At 67.1% G+C, this 22,399-nt stretch carries 16 protein-coding genes and 1 tRNA gene; 13 read left to right on the top strand and 4 right to left on the bottom strand.

Translation table 11 applies throughout. The features are described from left to right. Positions 1-89: 89 nt before the first annotated feature. Genes cysD through EGT50_RS07610 form a run of 3 tightly spaced genes read left to right on the top strand, consistent with a single transcriptional unit; the run spans position 90 to position 4,014 of the window. Positions 90-1,046 (top strand): sulfate adenylyltransferase subunit CysD, encoded by a 957-nt coding sequence (gene cysD / locus EGT50_RS07620; protein WP_127952439.1) that lies wholly within the window; start codon positions 90-92, stop codon positions 1,044-1,046. Further along, positions 1,046-2,899 (top strand): adenylyl-sulfate kinase, encoded by a 1,854-nt coding sequence (gene cysC / locus EGT50_RS07615; protein WP_127952436.1) that lies wholly within the window; start codon positions 1,046-1,048, stop codon positions 2,897-2,899. The genes cysD and cysC overlap by 1 nt, the downstream gene beginning before the upstream one ends. Next, positions 2,896-4,014, top strand: coding sequence for a 3'(2'),5'-bisphosphate nucleotidase CysQ (locus tag EGT50_RS07610; RefSeq protein ID WP_127952433.1), 1,119 nt, complete (start codon positions 2,896-2,898; stop codon positions 4,012-4,014). Before cysC ends, EGT50_RS07610 begins: the two co-directional genes overlap by 4 nt. 23 nt (positions 4,015-4,037) lie before the next feature. On the opposite strand, the gene EGT50_RS07605 is transcribed toward EGT50_RS07610, so the two are convergent. Next, entirely contained in the window at positions 4,038-7,331 is a 3,294-nt protein-coding gene (locus EGT50_RS07605) for an arabinosyltransferase domain-containing protein (protein ID WP_127953846.1), read from the bottom strand. A gap of 102 nt (positions 7,332-7,433) precedes the next feature. Between EGT50_RS07605 and EGT50_RS07600 the strand changes: the two genes are divergently transcribed. Together EGT50_RS07600 and EGT50_RS07595 are read left to right on the top strand one after the other, a co-directional pair. Further along, positions 7,434-8,459: a TIGR03617 family F420-dependent LLM class oxidoreductase gene (locus EGT50_RS07600; protein WP_127952430.1), complete on the top strand. Its 1,026-nt coding sequence runs from the start codon at positions 7,434-7,436 to the stop codon at positions 8,457-8,459. Between the two features lie 40 nt (positions 8,460-8,499). Continuing rightward, positions 8,500-9,765: a hypothetical protein gene (locus EGT50_RS07595; RefSeq protein ID WP_127952427.1), complete on the top strand. Its 1,266-nt coding sequence runs from the start codon at positions 8,500-8,502 to the stop codon at positions 9,763-9,765. A gap of 70 nt (positions 9,766-9,835) precedes the next feature. On the opposite strand, the gene EGT50_RS07590 is transcribed toward EGT50_RS07595, so the two are convergent. The 3 genes from EGT50_RS07590 to EGT50_RS07580 form a co-directional block, all read right to left on the bottom strand. Then, positions 9,836-9,908: transfer RNA gene (locus tag EGT50_RS07590), tRNA-Arg, on the bottom strand. A 262-nt stretch (positions 9,909-10,170) separates the two neighbouring features. Further along, a complete protein-coding gene (locus EGT50_RS07585) occupies positions 10,171-10,905 on the bottom strand; it encodes a DUF305 domain-containing protein (protein ID WP_127952425.1) in 735 nt (244 codons plus the stop codon). An 8-nt stretch (positions 10,906-10,913) separates the two neighbouring features. Beyond that, positions 10,914-11,786 carry a DUF3105 domain-containing protein gene (locus EGT50_RS07580; protein ID WP_127952422.1) on the bottom strand — a complete coding sequence of 291 codons (873 nt, stop codon included), beginning with the start codon at positions 11,784-11,786 and terminating at the stop codon, positions 10,914-10,916. A 179-nt stretch (positions 11,787-11,965) separates the two neighbouring features. Here EGT50_RS07580 and argS point away from each other — a divergent pair, with 179 nt between their 5' ends. The 8 genes from argS to prfA all read left to right on the top strand — a co-directional run bounded on the left by argS (position 11,966) and on the right by prfA (position 22,396). Continuing rightward, a complete protein-coding gene (argS, locus tag EGT50_RS07575) occupies positions 11,966-13,618 on the top strand; it encodes an arginine--tRNA ligase (protein WP_127952419.1) in 1,653 nt (550 codons plus the stop codon). After that, on the top strand, positions 13,615-15,036 hold the full coding sequence (lysA, locus tag EGT50_RS07570; RefSeq protein WP_127952417.1) for a diaminopimelate decarboxylase: 1,422 nt from the start codon (positions 13,615-13,617) through the stop codon (positions 15,034-15,036). The genes argS and lysA overlap by 4 nt, the downstream gene beginning before the upstream one ends. Beyond that, positions 15,033-16,346 (top strand): homoserine dehydrogenase, encoded by a 1,314-nt coding sequence (locus tag EGT50_RS07565; protein WP_127952414.1) that lies wholly within the window; start codon positions 15,033-15,035, stop codon positions 16,344-16,346. Before lysA ends, EGT50_RS07565 begins: the two co-directional genes overlap by 4 nt. After that, positions 16,343-17,446 (top strand): threonine synthase, encoded by a 1,104-nt coding sequence (gene thrC, locus EGT50_RS07560; RefSeq protein WP_127952411.1) that lies wholly within the window; start codon positions 16,343-16,345, stop codon positions 17,444-17,446. Before EGT50_RS07565 ends, thrC begins: the two co-directional genes overlap by 4 nt. Positions 17,447-17,481: 35 nt before the next feature. Further along, positions 17,482-18,414: a homoserine kinase gene (thrB, locus tag EGT50_RS07555; RefSeq protein WP_127952408.1), complete on the top strand. Its 933-nt coding sequence runs from the start codon at positions 17,482-17,484 to the stop codon at positions 18,412-18,414. Positions 18,415-18,730: 316 nt separating this feature from the next. Then, a complete protein-coding gene (gene rho, locus EGT50_RS07550; protein WP_127952404.1) occupies positions 18,731-20,746 on the top strand; it encodes a transcription termination factor Rho in 2,016 nt (671 codons plus the stop codon). A 177-nt stretch (positions 20,747-20,923) separates the two neighbouring features. Continuing rightward, positions 20,924-21,154, top strand: a complete 231-nt coding sequence (gene rpmE, locus EGT50_RS07545; RefSeq protein ID WP_127944216.1) for a 50S ribosomal protein L31 — start codon at positions 20,924-20,926, stop codon at positions 21,152-21,154. Positions 21,155-21,316: 162 nt separating this feature from the next. Then, positions 21,317-22,396, top strand: coding sequence for a peptide chain release factor 1 (prfA, locus tag EGT50_RS07540; RefSeq protein ID WP_127952401.1), 1,080 nt, complete (start codon positions 21,317-21,319; stop codon positions 22,394-22,396). Positions 22,397-22,399: the final 3 nt, after the last annotated feature.

Genomic DNA, 22,399 nt, shown 5'->3' with positions numbered 1-22,399 from the left:
GCGGACCGGACGGGTGGGCCATTGACCGGAGGGACAGACCGGCTCTATCCTCGCCCCATAGCTGGTCTGTGAACCGGACCGGTACAAAAATGTACCGGCATATCCGCGAGGAGCCACGAGTGACCCCGTTGACATCCCCGCCGGGCTACGAGCTGTCCCATCTGCAGGCGCTCGAAGCCGAGGCGGTCCACATCTTCCGAGAGGTCGCCGCGACCTTCGAGCGTCCCGTCCTGCTGTTCTCGGGCGGCAAGGATTCGGTGGTGATGCTGCACGTCGCCGCCAAGGCCTTTTGGCCGGCGCCGCTGCCGTTCCCGGTGATGCACGTCGATACGGGACACAACTTCGACGAGGTGATCGAGTTTCGCGACCGGACCGTGGGACGCCTCGGCCTGAGGCTGGTTGTGGCGAGCGTCGAGGACGACATCGCCGCCGGGCGAGTGGTCGACGAGACCGGACCGCGAGCCAGCCGCAACCGTCTGCAGACGCACGCGCTGCTGCGTGGCATCCGCGAGAATCGGTTCGACGCCGTATTCGGCGGAGCCCGCCGCGACGAGGAGAAGGCTCGCGCGAAGGAGCGGGTCTTCAGTTTCCGTGACGAGTTCGGTCAGTGGGACCCACGCGCGCAGCGCCCCGAACTGTGGAACCTCTACAACGGCCGGCATCGCAAGGGGGAGCACATCCGGGTGTTCCCGCTGTCGAACTGGACCGAGCTCGACATCTGGCAGTACATCCTCGAGGAAGACATCGACCTGCCGCCGATCTATTACGCACACCGCCGTCCGGTCGTCGAACGCGACGGAATGCTGCTGGCGCACACGAGGTTCCTGACGCTGCTACCGGGTGAGGAACCGCGCGACGAACTCGTCCGGTTCCGTACGGTCGGAGACGCGACGTGCACGGGCTGTGTCGAGTCCTCGGCCTCGACCGCGGCGCAGGTCGTGACCGAGGTCGCGGCCAGCCGCATCACCGAGCGCGGTGCGACCCGCGCGGACGACCGGATCTCCGAGGCCGGCATGGAAGATCGCAAGAAGGAGGGGTACTTCTGATGGTGCACACCCGGCAACTCCTGCGCGTCGCGACCGCGGGCAGCGTCGACGACGGCAAGTCCACGCTGATCGGGCGCCTGCTGTACGACTCGAAGTCGATCTTCGAGGACCAGCTCGAGGCCGTCGAACGCAGCAGCCGCGAACGCGGAGCCGAGCACACCGATCTTGCGCTCCTCACTGACGGGCTCCGGGCCGAGCGGGAGCAGGGCATCACGATCGACGTGGCGCACCGCTACTTCGCGACCCCGCAGCGAAAGTTCATCATCGCCGATACCCCCGGCCACGAGCAGTACACGCGCAACATGGTCACCGGCGCCTCCACCGCGGATCTTGCGCTGATCCTGGTCGACGCCCGCAAGGGGGTGCTCGAGCAGACCCGGCGACACGCGTTCTTGTCCACCCTTCTCGGCATTCCGCACCTCGTGCTGTGTGTAAACAAGATGGACCTCGTCGACTGGTCGCAGGAACGCTTCGAGGAGATCAAGGACGAGTTCGGTCAGTTCGCGACCAAACTAGATGTGCACGACCTGACGTTCATTCCGGTGTCGGCGCTCGAGGGCGACAACATCGTCAGCCGTACCGAGAACATGCCGTGGTACGAGGGGTCGTCGCTGCTGCACCACCTCGAGGAGGTGCACATCGCCTCCGACCGCAATCTCATCGATGCGCGGCTTCCGGTCCAGTACGTCGTCCGCCCGCAGCAGCAAACGGACGCCGACCTCCACGATTTCCGCGGCTACGCCGGCACCGTCGCCAGTGGTGTTTTCAAGCCCGGAGACGAGGTCGTCGCGCTGCCGTCGGGATTCACCTCGACGATCTCCGCGATCTGGGGGCCGGGCGGCGAGCCGATCGGGGAGGCATTCGCACCGTCGGCGGTGTGCCTGCAACTCGCCGACGACCTCGACGTCGGACGCGGTGACACGCTGTGCCGGCCCAACAATCGGCCGCTCGTCGGCCAAGAGGTCGACGCGATGATCTGCTGGCTTGCCGAGCAGTCGAGTCTGAGCGAGGACGCGCGCTACACCGTGCTGCACACCACGAGGGCCACCAAGGCGCGGGTGGTGCGGCTCGACTACCGCCTCGACGTCAACACCCTGCACCGCGACGAGTCCGCACAGTCGTTGAAGCTCAACGAGATCGGACGCATTCAGCTGCGCACCCAACAGCCCCTGCTGTTCGACCCGTACCGGCGTAACCGTGTCACCGGCAGCTTCATTCTGGTCGACGACACCACGGGCAACACCGTTGCCGCCGGCATGATCACCGGCCCCACCCTCAAGGAATCGAAGGTGGTGTGGCACTCGGCCGCGCTGTCCCGCGACGAGCGCGCCACGCGTGGAGCGACGGTGTGGCTCACTGGCCTGTCGGCCTCCGGAAAGTCCACCGTCGCCGTCGAATTGGAGCGGCGGCTGGTCGCGGCGGGAGTACCGGCCTACCGGCTCGACGGCGACAACCTGCGGCACGGGCTCAACGCGGACCTGGGATTCAGTGCGGCCGATCGCGCCGAGAACGTCCGGCGTGTCGGCGCCGTCGCGCAACTGTTGGCGGACGCCGGCCTCGTTGCGGTCGCCTCGCTCATCAGCCCCTATCGAGCGGACCGCGAGCGGGTACGAAGTCTGCACCGGGAGGCTGGGCTGCCGTTCGTCGAGGTGTTCGTCGACACCCCGATCGAGCAGTGCGAGGCCCGGGACCCCAAGGGCATGTACGCCAAGGCCCGCGCGGGGGAGATCACCGGGTTCACCGGGGTCGACGACCCGTACGAGGTGCCCGAGAACGCCGAGATCGTCTTGCGGCCCGAGGACGGCGACCCCGTCGCGCAGGCCGCCAGGATCATGGAGTATCTGGGGCTGTGACCAACGACGTTGAACTCGCCGCCGACCTCGCCGCCCGCGCGGGGAACCTGCTACTCGATCTCCGGTCCCGTGAACTGGGGGCGACCCCGTTGGACAAGGCCGCCGCGAAGGAACTGGGCCGACGCGGTGACAAGGCGGCCAACACCCTTCTACTCGAGGGGCTGGCTGCCGTCCGCCCCGGTGACGCGGTGCTGTCCGAGGAGTCCGCCGACGACCGTGCACGTCTGGACAATCCCCGTGTGTGGATCATCGACCCGCTCGACGGTTCCCGAGAGTACGGTCTTGCCGGACGTGTCGACTGGGCCGTGCACGTCGCGTTGTGGGAGAGGGACCGCGGCATCACCGCCGCCGCGGTCGCGCAGCCGGCGCTCGGCGTGGTGTACGTCAGCGGAAGCACGCGGGCGGTGGCGTCGGATCGGCTGCGCCCTCGAATCCTGGTCAGCGACAGCAGGCCTCCGGAGTTCGTCGACGCCCTCGCGGAGCGGGTCGGCGGCGACGTCGCGCCCATGGGGTCCGCCGGCGCGAAGGCGATGGCCGTCGTCCGCGGTGACGCGGACGCCTATGTGCACGCCGGTGGGCAGTGGGAGTGGGACTCGGCCGCCCCGGTCGGGGTGGCACTCGCGGCGGGTCTGCACTGCTCGCGGATCGACGGCACCCCGCTGCGGTACAACGAGGAGCACCCGTACCTGCCGGACCTGCTGATCTGTCGGCGTGACTTGGCAGTTTCCATGCTGACCGGAATCGCCGACCTGACCGACGCGGCCCCGCAGGACAGCCCGCGCGTGGCGATGGCGCGTGAGTACATCGACTCGCTCGTCACTCACGACGCGAGCAAGGTCCGCCTCGCCCGACATTGTCATCGCTACGAGAACGGGAAGCGTACGGGCGATTCCGGTGACGAGATTCGTTCGATGCTCGAAACAGGCGAACAGTATCGGCCGATCAGCGGCATCCGGGACCTCGTGTTCCGCGAGTGGGGTGCCGACGTCGTCGCCCGTTTCCTGCTCGACATGACTGTCGGGCGCGACACCATCACTGTCGCTATCACAGAACACTTCTCGATCCCCAGCGCCGAGATCGATGCGATCACGGCGATCATCGAGCCGCGCCCGTAGGGACGAGCGCACTTCGGGACCCGTCAGAACTGCAGCGCCATCGGGCCCGGATTCCACAGGCCCGATCGGCGCTCGGTCACCGTGGCGATCTGCGCCGGCACGGCGGTCTCGTCTCGCGGGGTGAACTGTTCGATCTGTCCCCAGTCGCGTCGCCAGTCGTGATTCAGATACGACGGGATCGTTCGTGCGGACAGCAGTTGGTCGGTCCACCCGAGCGGGCCACCGCCGAAATGGTCCTGCCACTTGTTCGTCGAGACGGCGCCGCCACGGTCAGGGAGGATGCGGTACTGCGGCACCTCCGCGACACCGTCGAGGTGGGAGAACGGCTGCTGGCACGGGAACTGGAGCCCCACTGCCCAGTCCGCGAGCACCGGGGTGCCCGACCCGACGACGTCATTCAACGTCTGTGTGCGCGGGACCCGTGGGGGAGTGACCGCCAGCCACTGGTCGGGGTCGCGGTCGTCGTCGGATGCCACCAGGCGAACAGCGTCGGCCTCGACCGGCAACTGGTCGAGCGGAACCCGCAAATTACGCCATGAGGGCGCTGGGCCGATGTCGAGCGGGGTTGCCCGGCCGAGCACCGCCGCCGATCCGTCCGGCTGGCGTTCGCCGTATTCGATGTCGAGGTTCTGTCCGGGCGTGACGACGCCGTCGGAATCGACCGATCGGATGCGGCCGGCTACCGCGATCGAGATGAGGTCGCCGCGCGTGCCGTCCGAGCCGACAGGGGGCAGGCCGTACCACCCGCTCGTCAACGTCGATGCGATCTGTTCGCCGCGGCGGTAGGAGCCGAGCACCGGGGTGGTCGCCGGATCGAGCCCGTACGGCAGCGCGACCGTGCTGCCGTTGACACCGATCGCACCTTCCCCGCCACCCGTACCGGCGGGGGCGTCGGCCGGGGTTGCTTCCGCGTCGGAGTCGACGAGATTGGCCGCGGCGGTCGTCGTCGCGTCTGCGTCGGCACTGAGATCGGACGCGACACCGTTCGGTGTGAAGCCCGTCGATGTTTCCCCCGCGAGTGCCGTCGCGGCATTCCCCGAAGTCGGTCGCAGCATGGACAGATTGGGATCCACCTCGAGCAGAACGTCGTTGGCGAGTCCGCAGTTCTGGCCGCGCAGTGCGTCGATGTTCGATCGCGCCAGCGAGAACGCCGGATACTGCGTGACCGCGCCCTTCGCGAGCGAGAGCACTTGAAACAGCACCATCGCGGCGGCGGCGATCGCGAGGGGTGGCATGGCCCAGATCCACCGGGCACGTGAACCCGGTCGGGGAACGGCGGACTCCCGGAGATGGCACCACGCCGCGACCGCGAGCATCGCCAGGGTGGCACCGAAGAACATGGTGCCCAACCCTGTGCCGGCGATCGACGGCGGTTTGTCGAACCACGGCACGCTGAAATGCGACACGTACCACCAGCCGTTGGTCCCGGTGAAGGACATGGCCAGGACGAACGACACGGCCGCCGCGAACAGTGCGCGGTTGCGCGGGGAACGCAGGACGGCGGTGCCCACGGCGAGGGCGGCGAGCACCGCGAGCGCGCCGGCGAGCCCGGCGAAGACGCCGAGATGATGCGTCCACTTGGTCGGCGTGAACATCATCAGGGCGACGGCGCCGAGCGTGATACCAACGATCCGCCGCGACGGACCGGCTGCGGCTCCCGGGATCCGCCCGCCCTTACGGAGGATTGCGAGCGTCGCGACCGCGATGCCGAGGAACATCGTGAAGATGCCGAATCGGCGAGCCAGGGAGCCGTCGGGCGAGTAGTTGAGCAGCCACTGGTATCTCAGAAACTCGGTGAACCACTTCTCGTTCGGCAGGGCAACGGCATGCGCCTCCTGCATGACGGGGACGACCGCAAGTGGTTGATCGGCGAACACCGCGACGAGAATCGCGGTCCCGGACGCGACCAGCGGTAGAAACAGTGCTGCGTACCCTATGGCCTTCGCGCGGGCGACCACGATGCGCAACAGGGGCCGCGCTCCGGCGAGTAAGGCCGCGAAACAGATGATGCCGGACGGGCCCACCGAGAGCGTCGCGGCTGCGACGAGGATGGCGACGGCGGCCGGCAGAAGGCGGCGGGTTGCAATCGCCCGTTCGATCGAGCACCACGTGAGCAACACGCCCGCGGCGACAATGGGTTCGGGGCGCAGGCCGTTGTTGTACGGCAGCCACACGGCGAGGAACCCGAAGGCGCCCGTCCACAGCGCCACTCGACTGGTTCGCGCCGCGATCCCCAGGCGAGGGACTACCTCCCGGCTGAGCACCATCCATGTGAGGACACCCGCAAGGAGGGCCGGTAGCCGCACCCACGGGCTGGCGTTCCAGATGTCGTCGAGAAGGCCGAAGATGTAGTAGTACGGCGTGCCGAACGGAGTTTCGGGAACCCCGAAGTAGCGGAAGTAGTTCGACATGTAGCCGGACGACTGTGCCGACCGCGCCATCGTGTACTGGTACCCGTCGTCGGCGGTGGTCGCGCCGATGAAGTGCCACAATACGAGCGTGCCGATGACGACGGCGTCGGTGACCCCGAAACGCCACCAGCGGGCCGGCAAGAAACGTCGGGCACGGCGGCCGTCGGTGCAGTCGAGACGGTGCAGAGCAACGAGACTCGCGAGCGTCGCCAGCACCGCGATGATCATCGCGACCACTTTGACGAGTGTCGGCGAGGACGAGAACCGCGAATCCAGCTCGGCGGCCACTTGCAGGCCGGGTGGGGCCGCACCGCCGAGATCGCTGAAGACACCGACCATCTGCGGACGGAAGTCACCGTCCAGTGTCTTCGTCGGAATCGACTCAGCCATCGGAGAGCCGGTGACGGCCGCGGTGGTGCGCGTCGCGTCGGATGTGATCGTCACTGCGCACCCCGGCCCCGCCAGCTCCGACAGCGGAACGGACAGCAGCGCGGTGTCGCGGAGGATCACGTCGAGGCGAGCGGGCGAATCCCCTGACCCCGCGAGGGTCTTCGCGACGAACCCGTACCGCTCGGCGCCCGGTGCGCCCGAAGGCATGGTGGCGGCGACAAAACCACCCGCCTCGAGCTCTCGCGCCGTCGCGCAGGGGATCCGGGCATCGAACGTCAGCGGTGCATACGACACCAGCGGCGCCTCGACACTCGTCGTGACACCGTTCTGCGGCCACGACAGGGACGCCTGCTGCTGGTTGACCGGCAGCAACGGAATGGCCAGCGCCGAAAGGACACCGATCAGTGCCGCGACTATCGCGATCAGGCGTGCCTGACGAAGGTCCCACCAAGTGGCACGTGGAGTTCTCGGGCGTCTCGGCGACACCTTTGCGGATGCTTGCTCCGTCCCCACCATGCTGTCGACCACGGGAAGCGATGGTATCGACAGTCACATGTCGTACGACCGTGCCCCCCGTGCCGTCACGCGATCTGGCCATTCGCCGGGTAGAACGGACGGATGCAGGTCTACACCGGAACCGATCCCGCCATCGATCCCGCCGCGGTCGCTGATTTCGCGCGTCGGGCCGAGGCCGCCGGATACGACGGGTTGCATGTGTCCGAAACCGTCCATGATCCGTTCCTTCTCGCCTTGCTTGCGCTGCAGGCGACCGACCGGATCGTCGTACGTACCTCGGTGGCATTGGCATTCGTCCGCAGTCCCTTGCTGACCGCCTACGCGGCATGGGACCTGTCGAAGATGTCGGGCGGACGGTTCCACCTCGGGCTCGGCAGTCAGATCCGACAGAACATCGAGGAGCGGTATGCGATGGAGTGGTCCGCGCCCGCAGCGCGTATGCGCGAGTACGTCGGCGTGGTCCGCTCGGCGTTCGCAACTTTCCGCACCGGTGAACTCGTTGCATACGAGGGGAATCGATACCGGTTCACCCGGATGCAGCCATACTTCAACCCCGGACCCGATGCCGACACCGTGATCCCACCGATCTACCTCGGCGCGGTGGGACAGCGCATGCTCCGCGTTGCCGGGGAGGTGGCCGACGGCCTGATCACACACCCCACCAACTCCGATCCGCGCTACCTCGTCGACGAATGCCTACCCACACTGGCGGAGGGAGCTTCGACGATGGGGCGCTCGCTCGCGCAATTCGACATCGTCGCGGGACTGCAGGTGATCACCGGAGCGACCGACGCGGACGTCGCCGCGGAGCGTGAACGTCGCCGCCGACTCTTCGCCTTTCTGTATTCGACCCCGGCGTACCGAGGGGCGTTGGAAAGGAACGGATTCACAGGATTGCAGGAGAAGTTGGCCGAGCTGGTCCGCCGTGACGAGTGGGATCGGTTGCGTGACGTCGTCACTGACGAGGTGCTCGGCGAGATCGTCCCGACGGCGCGCTACGACACCCTCGCAGATGTGATTCGGCGCAGGCTCGACGGAAAAGCCCGGACGGTTACTTTGACGTTGCCCGACAATCCCGAATTGGACCGGGGGATGGCCGACGTCGTCGCGCAGTTGCAGGCGTCGTAGAAGGAAGAAGAGGTAGATCGAAGTAGGAGAGGAAAGAAGCGTGGTCCGTCTTGCTCGCGTCGTGGGTGTCGTCGTCGCGCTGCTCAGCGGTGTGCTCGCCGGCTGGGTGCTGTGGTCGCCGTTGGGGCCGGCCGCTCGGGACGCCACCAGTGAGCTGCCCGCGATCCTCGCCGCCGAAGGTGCCGGTGTAGCGAGCGCCGCAGTGGTGGCCGTCGGCGTGACGTCCGCGCTCGCTCGCCGGCGGTCGATCGCGCTGACAACCGTGGTCGCGGCCGCGGGTCTGATACTTCTCGCGCTGCCCGAGCTGATTCGCTACCCAGCCGATTCTTCGGTGCTCATGTACTCCAATGCCGTTGCCGCCGGTGTGCTCCTGGGTGCTGCGGCACTGCTGGCCACCCGGCAGCTGAGCGCGCAGGCGTCCCTTGCCGCGGGAATGATCGGCGCCTTCATGCTGGCCGAGGCCGTCGAAGGACAGCAGTACTTTTCTGGGGCCAGGGGATGGGCCGCTTACACCCCGCTGGCGGACTGGGATCCGGCTGCCGTCCTGCCGTCGTGGATCCCGATCACGACCGCTGTGCTGGTGATTCTCGGATCGCTCCTCGATCGTCGGACGTCGTGGACGACGAGACTCGACCGGCGTCTTCTCCTTCTGGTCGCTGCGCTTCCAGTGGTGGCCTTCGTAGCGAAGTGGGTACTGGTCGACGGGGGCGCGCCGCTGGTGGCGTGGTGTGTCTACGCCGTGGTGGTCGTCGCGATCGTCGCCTGGAGCGCGTGGCAGCTGCCCGGCCCAGACGGTCGAGTCCTCTTCGCTGGCACCGCGGTTGTTGCCGCGGCACTCGGAGGAGCGCCATCGTCTGGCACCGATCCATGGATCCTCGCCGTCTCGGCGACGCTGATCGCAGTGGGAACCGCACTGGGCCTGAGATTTCCGATGCCCACGCTCGGTTTCGGTCTGCTGGCTCTGGTCGCCACGGCGGTTCTACTCACCCAGGAGCCTTGGGACGCCGTTCCCGCAGTCGGATTCACGTTCGCGCTTCCGGCTGCGGGAGCATTCGTCATGAGCTCGTGTCTTCCGACGTCGGCACCGGCCTCGACCGTCGGGCTGTCGCTGCCGTTCACGATCGGGATCCCGGCGGCCGTATCCGCCGCCTGGTCGACCGGATCGAGCTACGCGGACTACGCGCCTGCGCCGCTGTTCCACTGGCCGGAGGCTGTTCCGACAGGGGCCGTGGTCGTCTCCCTCGCGATCATCGTCGTGTGCGGTGTTGGGGCGTGGGGGCTGGATCTGCGCTCAGGGTTGCGCTGAGGGCGACTCGGCATGGAAGGCGCTGAAACGGGCGAAGGCCCCACTCCCGAGTGAGAGGGGGCCTTTCGTGTGCCCTCGGCAGGATTCGAACCTGCGACTTCTTGCTCCGGAGGCAAGCGCTCTATCCCCTGAGCTACGAGGGCGGGGCGGAGAAAACAGTAACACACGGAGGAGGGGAACCTTGCCACCCGCCACCGTACGGCGCCTGGTCCGCGGTGGTTATCGATTCAGTTCACCGCTGTCTTCCGCGCCGTTGGCGGGAGATGGTTCAGAGCGATACCGGTGATCACCCACATCTCTTGGTAGATAGGGCTTTTCGTGTCGGCTCTCACCAGCGAGGAGACGAGATCGGGCGGCCCACCTCGACGGTGGGCCGCCCGGTATGACCCTCGGCGAACGGAACGATCAGTTCATCGGCAGTGGTTCCGCATTCCGCTCCGCGAGCATGCTCGTCATCAGATTTGCCTCACCGGTTTGCATGTCCACCATCTTCGTCGCCAGATTACGGACGACCGGAGCGTTGGCATACTGCTCGGCATACTCGCCCATCGGCAGTCCGCCCTGGTGGTGGCGCAACATGAGCTGGAGGAACATCACGTCCAGTTCCGGGCCGGACGCCTGACCCAGCGCCGTCATCTCGGCCGGGGTCGCCATGCCCGGCATCGCACGGTCGCCGTTCGTCGCCGGCTCGGCGGAACTGTCCGATGCCGTCTGGCCGTGACCACCATGCATGCTCTCGGCGCCACCCTCGGACATCCACGTCATGAATTCACCGCTCGGTCGCGGCGCCATATCCCACAGCGCCAGCCAACCCTGCATCTGTCCGATTTGGTCGGACTGGCTGGTCAGGATGTCGTAGGCGAGGGTCTTCACAGCCGCGTCGTCCGACTTTGTCAGGGCGATCGTCGCCATCTCGACAGCCTGCTCGTGGTGGACGGTCATGTCCTGCGAGAACCCGACATCCACCGAGTCCGCGGCCGGCGTCGGCGTCGAGGAGTCGTCGAACGGAAGACGCACGAGAAACCCCAGCGCGAAACCGATGGCCAGAACCCCGACGAGTCCGACGATCATGAGGGCTGTGCGCTGGCTGCGCTTGTTCGGCGCCTCCTCGACGCCGGTTTCGTTCTCGATGTCCGCCATGGCGCCGGTCACTCGTTTGCGCCGACGCCGGGCTGGTCGGCCCCAGCCGGGACTTGCATGTCGGTGCTGTTGTCCGGCGCGATCCCGCTGTCGTTCATCGGGACAGCATCGGGTCCGGGCGCACTCGGATCGAACGGGGGCGGGTTCTGAGGATCGAACGATTCCGGAATGGTCGCGCAGGTCGCTCCCGGCTCGGGATACATGTACCGGTTCAGGCGCAACGCGGTGATGAACTGGTCGATGCGCTCGTCGTCGGCGTTGTCGAGTTTGAGCTGGTGGCCCCACGACTGCAGCGAGATTGGCGTGTCGAGGCCCGGGTATGGCGACATCATCATGTAGCCACCCTTGCTTTCGACCCGGTCGGCGAGCTTCTCGCGCTGCTCGTCACCGATGTCGTCCGGGTTGTAGGTGATCCAGACCGCGCCGTGCTCGAGTGAGTGAACGGCGTTCTCGGACCGGATCGCGTCGGCGTAGACCGTGCCGGTGCAGGTGGCCCAGACGGCATCGTGCGTCCCGCCGAACGGAGGGGACTGGTCGTACGCGACTCGCTGGGTGGGCCCGACGTGCTGGCCGGCCGGGTAGTCGATCTTGACGACACCGTCGATCGCCATCGACGGATCCTGGTTGGACGCCGTCGGGGCGAACTTGTCGGCCTCCTTCTTGGCCAGGTACTTCGGCCACAGGCCGACGGCGAGGACGGCGATGAGTGCGACAACCGCGCCGACGGCGCCGATCGTCATCCATGGAATCTGGCGGGGTACGCCACCTCCACGCTTGCCGTTGGGCACGCCGCCTTGCTTCCGGGCTGCCTTGATCGCTTTCGCTGACTTGGCCCCGGATTTCTTGGCGCCGGAACCGCGATTTTCCGAACCGCTAGGCATCGATGAGTGCTCTTTCGGTGATTGGACAGGGCGTCCCCGAGGGGATGAGGAGCCTCCGAAGCTCCCTCGGGATCCATCACACTGTACGTTTCGACCCTGAAAGGAACCTTTGAGAGGCCCATACCAGTTATTGACACTGGTTATCCGCCCCTGCGGTACACGCAATAAGATGGACTCCTGTGACTCCAGCCGACCTTGCCGAACTGCTCCGAGGGACCGCCGCGAAGGTGCTCGCCGAGCGGGGACTCGACGTCTCCGTACTGCCTGCGACTCTCACGGTCGAGCGTCCCCGCAACCCTGAGCACGGCGACTACGCCACCAATGTGGCGATGCAGGTCGCCAAGAAGGCCGGTACGAATCCGCGTGATCTCGCCACCTGGCTCGCCGAGGCCCTGAGCGCTGCCGACGGTGTCACGTCGGCCGAGGTCGCCGGGCCCGGCTTCCTCAACATTCGCCTCGACGCCGATGCCCAGGGTGTGATCGTCGCCAGGGTACTCGAGGCCGGCGCGGCCTACGGCTCGGGCGATGCGCTCGCCGACAAGCGCATCAACCTCGAGTTCGTCTCCGCTAACCCCACCGGCCCGATCCACCTCGGTGGCACCCGCTGGGCCGCCGTAGGTGATGCTCTCGGCCGGATCCTGACCACGCAGGGCGCAGCCGTCACCCGCGAGTACTACTTCAACGACCACGGCGCCCAGATCGACCGGTTCACACGCTCGCTCATCGCCGCGGCCAAGGGCGAGTCGGCGCCCGAGGACGGCTACGCAGGTGCGTACATCGTCGATATCGCAGCCGAGGTGCTGAAGCAGGCCCCCGGTGCGCTCGAGCTGCCCGACGCCGAGCGTCACGAGACCTTCCGATCCATCGGTGTCGAGCTGATGTTCGCGCACATCAAGCGCACGCTGCACGAGTTCGGTGTCGATTTCGACGTCTACTTCCACGAGTATTCGCTGTTCGAATCGGGCGCCGTCACCAAGGCTGTCGAGACTCTCAAGGACTCGGGCAGCTTGTATCACGAGGACGGTGCGTGGTGGCTCAGGAGCACCGATTTCGGCGACGACAAGGACCGCGTCGTCATCAAGTCCGACGGCAACGCCGCGTACATCGCCGGTGACATCGCGTACTTCCAGGACAAGCGCGCCCGCGGCTTCGACCTGTGCATCTACATGCTCGGCGCCGACCACCACGGCTACATCGGCCGGCTCAAGGCCGCTGCCGCCGCGTTCGGCGACGATCCCGACACCGTCGAGGTCATGATCGGTCAGATGGTCAACCTCGTGCGCGCGGGCGAGGCCGTGAAGATGAGCAAGCGAGCCGGCACCGTCATCACTCTCGACGACCTCGTCGAGGCGATCGGCATCGACGCCGCCCGATACTCACTGGTGCGCTCGTCGGTGGACCAGAGCCTCGACATCGACCTCGAGCTGTGGGCCGCCGCAACCAACGAAAACCCGGTGTACTACGTGCAGTACGCGCACGCGCGCCTGTGCTCGGTCGGGCGCAACGCGGCCGAGATGGGCCTCAGCTCGCAGAACCCGAACTTGAGTCTGCTGACCCACGACCGCGAAGGTGACCTGATCCGCACCATCGGCGAGTACCCGCGCGTCGTCGCCAAGGCGGCCGAGTTGCGTGAGCCGCATCGCGTCGCTCGGTACCTCGAGGAACTCGCTGGGACGTATCACCGCTTCTATGACGTGTGCCGCATCCTCCCGCAGGGCGACGAACAGGTCACCGAGTTGCACATCGCACGTCTGGCACTGTGTGACGCGTCGCGTCAGGTTCTGGCGAACGGCCTCGAGCTGCTCGGCGTGAGCGCACCGGAGCGGATGTGAACGCGCACCCTGCCGGACCCCGGCACGCCGAGATCCAGCACGCCCCCGGGTTGCCGCCGCGCCCGGCGACACCGTCGAGTATGACGATGTTGCCGCCGCACGTGTGGCCGCGCGGGGCCGAGCGCGGCGACGACGGTGAAGTCCGGCTCGCCGGTGTCCCTGTCACCGAGCTCGCCGAGAAGTACGGAACCCCGCTGTTCGTAGTCGACGAGGACGACTTCCGCTCCCGGTGCCGGGACATGGCAAATGCGTTCGGCGGCGCCGAGCGAGTGCACTACGCGTCCAAGGCATTCCTGTGCACGGAGATCGCCCGCTGGGTACGCGACGAGGGCCTGTCGATGGACGTCTCGTCGGGCGGCGAGCTCGAGGTGGCGTTGCATGCAGGCTTCCCGGCCGAGCGGATCACCATGCACGGCAACAACAAGTCGGTCGCCGAACTCGAGACTGCGATCACCGCCGGCGTCGGCCACATCGTGCTCGACTCGCTGGTCGAGATCGAACGCCTGGACGAGCTCGCAGCGCGCCAGGGTGTCGTGCAGGACGTCCTGGTTCGCGTCACCGTCGGTGTCGAGGCCCACACCCACGAGTTCATCGCGACCGCGCATGAGGATCAGAAGTTCGGATTCTCGCTCTCCGGCGGCAAGGCTATGGACGCCGTCGAGCGAGTCTTCGCGTCCGACAATCTGCGTCTGGTCGGTTTGCACAGCCACATCGGGTCACAGATCTTCGAGGTCGACGGATTCGAATTGGCCGCGCATCGTGTGATAGGCCTCATGCGCCAGATCGTCGACCGGTTCGGTGTCGAGAAGACGTCACAGCTGTCGATCGTCGACCTCGGCGGCGGACTCGGCATCTCGTACGTGCCGAGCGACGACCCACCGCCGGTCGACGCGCTCGCCGGCAAGCTCGCCCACATCGTCGCTTCCGAGTCGAAGGCCGCGGGGCTGCCGGTGCCGACGCTGACGGTCGAGCCGGGGCGAGCCATCGCCGGCCCGGGTACCGTCACGCTCTACGAGGTCGGAACCACCAAGGACGTCACGCTCGACGGCGGGGCAACCCGCCGCTACGTCAGCGTCGACGGCGGGATGAGCGACAATATCCGCACGTCGCTGTACCAGGCGGACTACGATGCTCGTCTGGTCTCGCGCGATAGCGTGGGCGAGCCGGTGGTCGCGCGTGTGGTGGGCAAGCACTGCGAGAGTGGTGACATCGTCATCCGGGACACGTGGCTGCCGGACGACCTCGGTCCGGGAGACTTGCTCGCCGTTGCGGCGACCGGCGCATACTGCTACTCGATGTCGAGCCGGTACAACCTGCTCCCGCGCCCGGCAGTGGTCGCGGTGCGAGGCGGTACCGCACGCCTAATCTTGCGTAGGGAAACTGTGAAAGATCTGCTCAGCTTGGAGGTTGCGGAGTGACCAACGAATCGGCGCAGCGCGCCATCGGGGTGGCCGTTCTAGGCCTCGGGACCGTGGGCAGCGAGGTGGCCCGGATCATCCGGGACCATTCAGCGGACCTCGAGGCCCGAGTCGGCGCGCGCCTGGAACTGCGGGGCGTCGCGGTGCGCCGCATCGACGGCGATCGCGGTGTGCCGGAGGAGCTGCTGACAACGGACGCCGAGTCGTTGGTGACCCACGATGACGTCGATGTCGTTGTAGAGGTCATCGGCGGCATCGAGTTGCCCCGCAAGCTGGTGCTCGCCGCACTCAATGCCGGCAAGTCGGTCGTCACCGCCAACAAGGCTCTGCTCGCCGAGTACACCGGTGAGCTCGCCGAGGCTGCCGAGCGGCAGAGCGTGGACCTGTACTTCGAGGCTGCCGTCGCCGGAGCGATTCCGGTGATCCGTCCGCTGACGCAGTCGCTCGCTGGTGACCGGGTCGACCGTGTGCTCGGCATCGTGAACGGCACCACCAACTTCATCCTGTCCGCAATGGACGAGACCGGTGCCGACTACGCCGATACGCTCGCCGAGGCCGGACGCCTGGGCTATGCCGAAGCCGACCCCACCGCCGATGTCGAAGGGTTCGATGCCGCGTCGAAGGCTGCGATCCTCGCCTCGATCGCCTTCCACACCCGCGTCACCGCCGCCGACGTGTATCGCGAGGGCATCTCGAAGATCTCGGCCGCGGACCTCGACGCCGCCAGAGCTCTCGACTGCACGATCAAGCTGCTGTCGATCTGCGAGCGCGTCGTCGAAGCGGATGGCAGCGAGCGCGTCTCGGCACGGGTGTACCCGGCTCTCGTACCGCGCGAGCACCCACTCGCCGGCGTGAACGGCGCGTACAACGCCGTCGTCGTCGAATCGGCCAATGCCGGTCGGCTGATGTTCTACGGTCAGGGCGCCGGCGGGGCTCCCACCGCTTCCGCGGTCATGGGTGACTTGGTCATGGCCGCGCGCAACCGAGTACACGGCGGCCGCGGTCCGCGAGAGTCGAAGTATGCGGATCTGCGCATCGCGCCGATGGGCGACATCCCGACCCGCTACTACGTCAACATGCAGGTGGCCGACCGAGCCGGTGTGCTCTCCGCGGTCGCCGCCGAGTTCGCCAAGCGCGGGATCAGCATCTCGACGGTCCGTCAGGAGGGTGCCGGTGACGGCGCGCGTCTGGTGGTCGTCACCCACCTCGCGAACGACGCAGCATTGGCGGAAACGGTTGCCGCTCTTGCCGAACTCGAATCCGTAACCGCTGTGACCAGCGTGCTCCGACTGGAAGGTACCTCCGAATGACCGGCGTCCACCCCAAGGCTGAGGAGAAGGCCACCCCCGTCCACAGGCCGTGGCCGGGGCTGATCGAGGCCTACCGCGACCGGCTTGCGATCGGACCGGACTGGAAGACCATCACGCTTCGTGAGGGCGGGACGCCCCTGCTGCCTGCCGGGCATCTGTCGGAGCTGACCGGGTGCGACGTCTACCTCAAGGTCGAGGGCCTCAACCCCACCGGCTCGTTCAAGGACCGCGGGATGACCATGGCCGTCACCGATGCGCTCGCCCGGGGGCAGCGTGCGGTGCTGTGCGCGTCGACTGGCAACACCTCGGCTTCCGCCGCCGCATACGCCGCGAAGGCAGGTATGGGCTGCGCAGTGCTGGTGCCGCAGGGCAAGATCGCGATGGGCAAGCTTGCGCAGGCCGTCATGCATGGTGCGCGAATCATCCAGGTGCAGGGTAACTTCGACGAGTGTCTCGAACTGGCCCGCAAGACAACCGCGGAGTTCCCGACGATCGGTCTGGTCAACTCGGTGAACCCGGTGCGCATCGAGGGCCAGAAGACGGCCGCGTTCGAGATCTGTGACGCGCTCGGCAGGGCGCCCGACGTGCACGCGCTGCCGGTTGGCAACGCGGGCAACATCACCGCCTACTGGCGCGGCTACTCCGAGTACTTCGCGGACGGCATCACCTCGGTGCGCCCAAGGATGCTCGGTGTCCAGGCTGCGGGTGCGGCGCCGCTGGTTCTGGGTGCGCCGGTCAAGAATCCGGAGACCATCGCGACAGCGATCCGCATCGGCGCGCCGGCGTCGTGGGATGGCGCCGTCGCCGCCAAGGAGGAGTCGAACGGAGCGTTCCGGGCCGCCACCGACGAAGAGATTCTCGAGGCGTACCGCCTGATCGCCGCGACAGAGGGTGTGTTCGTCGAGCCCGCGTCGGCCGCGAGCGTCGCGGGCCTTCTCGCAGCGCGGAAGGAGAACTGGCTGGACCCCGGTTTGACTGTCGTCTGCACCGTCACCGGCAACGGACTCAAGGACCCGGATGCAGCGCTCGCGGGTATGCCTGCGGTGCAGCCGATTCCGGTCGATCCCGTTGCCGTGGCATCCGCCCTCGAGCTCGCGTAGTGACCGCGGCTCCGGACACGGCAGTGAAGCAGGCGATGACACGGACCCTTCCCGCCGGGCTGACGGTGACTGCGCGCGTACCCGCGTCGAGCGCGAACCTCGGTCCCGGATTCGACACACTAGGTCTCGCGCTCGGGCTGTACGACGAGATTACCGTCACGACCACGGATTCGGGACTGACCATCCGGGTGGAGGGCGAGGGCGCGGACGACGTCCCGTGGGGTCCCTCCCACCTTGTCGTCCGTGCGATCGAGCGTGGCCTCGAGGCGGCTGGGCTGTGGGCGGATGGTTTGGACGTGCTGTGCCGGAACACCATTCCTCACTCCCGAGGACTCGGTTCGTCGGCGTCGGCCGCGGTGGGTGGCCTCGCTGCCGGCAATGGCCTGGCCCGCAAGGCCGCGCCCGAGTTGGCATTGACCGATGAGCAGATGGTGCAGCTGTCGTCGGAGTTCGAGGGGCATCCCGACAACGCGGCGGCGAGCGTGCTCGGCGGGGCTGTCGTCTCGTGGAGCGAAATTGATGCCGATGACGAGTCGCAGCGTCTCTACGCCGCGGTGCGACTCCCCGTGCACCCGGACATCCGAGTCGTGGCCCTCGTGCCCTCCGAGCGGTCGTCGACCGCGTTGACTCGCGGTCTGCTGCCGGAGATGGTGCCCCACCGCGACGCAGCGTTCAATGTCAGCCGCGGTGCGCTCGCTGTGGTTGCGCTCACCCAGCGTCCGGACCTGTTGATGACTGCCACCGAGGACAAGCTGCACCAGACGCAGCGCGCTCCGGCGCTACCGGTCACGAGCAAATGGATCGCGAAGCTGCGGGCGGTCGGGATCGCGGCCACCGTGTCGGGGGCCGGCCCTACCGTGCTGGCCCTGTCCGATCGGCCGTTCCCGCACGAACTCCGCAGCGAAGCCGAGCGGGAAGGCATTCGGGTTCTCGAACTCGAGATCGCGGATGGCGTGCAAGTGAATTAGCCGGACTCGCTCAGGATCAGTTCTTGCCGAACGAAGCGTTCGCCGCTATTCTGAGCGTGTCCGTACATCGTGCGCTTCAGACGCCGGTGCTTCACCAGGGCAATTACTCCATTTCCCCGGGGGATACCTGGCATGATCCTCACGCGATTTCTTATGCGTTGATCGATCGACAGCACCCGCCTTCTCGGGTGATGTGATGGGGGACAGGCCGATTTTCCATCCACCGGATACGGCATATCCGAGTTCAGTTGTCGGCTGAACTGCGGGACGAACCCTCAGCTCAGCGCTGCGCGAGCGAGGGAAGGAAAGGACCTCCGTGACCGATACGGACCTGATTGCGACGCCCGTTCGAGAATCCCTGGCAGAGGCCGCGGGTGCTGGGGCAGGTAATCCTCCGAAGATATCCGACGCTGCACCGCACGAGGGTGCGGTTGCCGCGTCGACCAAACGCGCCGAGGCCCGACGGGGCGCCGGGCTTTCCGGAATGGTGCTCGCCGAGCTTCGTTCGCTTGCGGGTGAACTCGGTATCAAGGGCACTTCGGGAATGCGAAAGGGCGACTTGATAGCCGCCATCAAGGAGCGGCAGGGAGAAGCCGCCGCCAAGCCAGCGAACAGTTCGTCTGGTTCGGCCGTCGCGGCGCCTGCCGCGGACAAGGCGGACTCGCGTGGTGAGCAGGCGTCGTCGGGACCTGCCCCCACCGACACGCAAGACTCCGATGCCGAGCAGGCGCCACGCCGTGGTCGTCAACGCCGTGGGGCAACCCGCCGGGCCGGTGCCGCCGAGCAGTCGGGTGCCGACAGCGAGAGCGGCGCCACTGCCGCGACGGCCCCTGCCGAGGCTGGCAACGTCGAAGCCCGCCCCGCCGAAGACAAGGAAGGCGTCAAGGAGACCGACGCCAAGGGCGAGACGCGCGAGCAGGGCACGCGCGAGCAGGGCACACGTGAACAGGGCAAGGGCCAGCAGGGTGGCGACCGTGGTGGCCGCAGAGACCGCGGCGACCGTGGTGAACGCGGTGACCGCAACCAGGGCGGCGGTGGTCCGCGTGGCGAGGGCCGCGGCGAACGCCGTGACGGAGATGACGAAGAGACAGGCCGCGGACGTCGTGGTCGTCGTTTCCGGGAGCGTCGTCGCGGACGTGACCGCGGCGAGGCAGGCGAGGGCCGCGAGCCCGAGATCCGTGAGGACGACGTCCTTCAGCCAGTCGCCGGCATTCTCGACGTCCTCGACAACTACGCGTTCGTCCGGACGTCGGGCTATCTGGCCGGCCCGAACGACGTCTATGTCTCGATGAACCTCGTTCGCAAGAACGGCTTGCGCCGCGGCGATGCCATCACCGGCGCGGTCCGTGCCCCGCGCGAGGGTGAGCAGGGCAACCAGCGGCAGAAGTTCAACCCGCTGGTGCGGCTCGACACCGTCAACGGGCACGAGCCCGAGGCGGCACGCAAGCGGCCGGAATTCAACAAGCTCACACCGCTGTACCCGAACCAGCGCCTGCGTCTCGAGACCACGCCGAACATCCTCACGACCCGCGTGATCGATCTGGTCATGCCGATCGGCAAGGGGCAACGCGCGCTGATCGTGTCGCCGCCGAAGGCCGGTAAGACCACCGTCCTCCAGGACATCGCGAACGCGATCTCGGTCAACAATCCCGAGTGCTACCTGATGGTCGTCCTCGTCGACGAGCGGCCGGAAGAGGTCACCGACATGCAGCGATCGGTCAACGGCGAGGTCATCGCCTCGACCTTCGATCGCCCGCCGTCAGACCACACTTCGGTTGCCGAACTCGCCATCGAGCGCGCGAAGCGGCTCGTCGAGCAGGGCCGTGACGTCGTGGTGCTGCTCGACTCGATCACTCGCCTCGGCCGTGCCTACAACAACTCGTCGCCGGCGTCCGGGCGCATCCTGTCCGGTGGTGTCGACTCGACGGCGCTCTACCCGCCGAAGCGCTTCCTCGGCGCGGCCCGCAACATCGAGAACGGTGGATCGCTGACGATCATCGCGACCGCGATGGTCGAGACCGGTTCCACCGGTGACACTGTGATTTTCGAGGAGTTCAAGGGCACCGGCAACGCCGAGCTCAAGCTCGATCGCAAGATCGCCGAGCGTCGTGTGTTCCCGGCGGTCGACGTCAACCCGTCGGGTACTCGTAAGGACGAGCTTCTCATGAGCCCCGACGAGTTCGCCGTCGTGCACAAGCTGCGGCGCGTGCTGTCCAGTCTGGATTCGCACCAGGCGATCGACTTGCTGATCGATCGACTCAAGAAGAGCAAGAGCAACGTCGAGTTCCTGATGAACGTCTCGAAGACTGCACCCAGCGCGCTGGAGGACTGACGTCGAGCGACGCCGGGTGGGAATCATCCTGCCCGGTGTTGCGTTGAAGATCACGCTCGTGTTTAGGAGTAAACGTCGGCGATCTGGCAGAATGATCGCCCGCGTGACAACTATGTCCGGTTCCGGTTCACGGCTTCGAACGGCGAAGTCGACCCGGCGGCCATTGAAAGGGACACCATGAAGGCTGGAATCCACCCCGAATACGTTGCGACGACCGTCGTGTGTGGTTGTGGCAACACGTTCGAGACCCGTAGCACCGCGCAGAGTGGACGAATCAACGTCGAAGTCTGCTCGCAGTGCCACCCGTTCTACACCGGCAAGCAGAAGATCCTCGACACCGGTGGACGTGTCGCTCGCTTCGAGGCGCGCTACGGCAAGCGTGCTCCCAAGAAGGCCGCCGACAAGTAGCTGCCCCGCCGACGCCCGTCCTGCGATTCCTGCAGGCCGGGCGTCGGCGTTTTTGTATCGTCCTCCCCCCGCGTTGGCGCACTTGCCGCGGTTCGGAGAGGTCTCGACGAACATCCGACACAAACACCGACAAGTGCGCCGAACGTGAAACAGGAGCCAACCATGGCAGGGACGACTCAGCCGTCGGCGATCGACGACATCCTGGCCGAGCACGCGGCCCTCGAGCAGCAACTCGCTGACCCGGCGTTGCACAACGACCCGGCGGTGGCGCGAAAAGTGGGCAAGCGCTTCGCCGAACTCGCTCCCGTCATGGCGACCTACACAAGGCTCAAGGCGGCGCAAGAGGATCTCGAGGCGGCCCGCGAGCTGGCCGCCGACGATTCCGCGTTCGCCGCCGAAGTTCCCGCCCTCGAGGAGGCGGTGGCAAAGCTCGACGAGACACTCACCGACCTGCTCGCCCCGCGGGACCCGCACGACGGCGACGACGTCGTGCTCGAGCTCAAGTCCGGTGAGGGTGGCGAGGAATCCGCCCTGTTCGCATCGGACCTTGCCCGCATGTACGTCCGCTACGCCGAGCGAGCCGGGTGGCGTGTTGAGATCCTCGACGCCACGGCATCCGACCTGGGCGGATACAAGGACGCGACGATCTCGATCAAGTCGAAGGGCGACGTCCGTGACGGCGTCTGGTCGCGTCTGAAGTTCGAGGGCGGCGTGCACCGCGTGCAGCGCATCCCGGTAACGGAGTCGCAGGGACGCGTCCACACGTCCGCGGCGGGAGTCCTCGTCTACCCCGAGCCGGAGGAGGTCGAGGAGGTCCAGATCGACGAATCGGACCTACGTATCGACGTGTACCGGTCGTCGGGCAAGGGAGGCCAGGGCGTCAACACCACCGACTCCGCGGTCCGTATCACCCACTTGCCGACCGGCATCGTCGTGACCTGCCAGAACGAGCGTTCCCAACTTCAGAACAAGGCCCGTGCCATGCAGGTTCTCGCTGCTCGTCTCCAGGCCGCGGCCGAGGAAGCCGCGGACGCGGAAGCATCCGCCGGCCGACAGAGCCAAATCCGTACCGTCGACCGCTCCGAGCGCATCCGCACCTACAACTTCCCCGAGAACCGCATCACCGACCACCGAATCGGGTTCAAGGCACACAACCTCGACGCCGTGCTCGAGGGTGACATGGGCGCTCTGCTCGACGCCCTCGGGCAGGCGGACCGTGAGGCGCGACTGGCTGCCGAGTAGCGG

Origin of the sequence: Rhodococcus xishaensis (genome assembly GCF_004011825.1) — a bacterium.
GTDB lineage: Bacteria > Actinomycetota > Actinomycetes > Mycobacteriales > Mycobacteriaceae > Prescottella > Prescottella xishaensis.
This window is presented reverse-complemented; position numbering and strand designations above follow the sequence as displayed.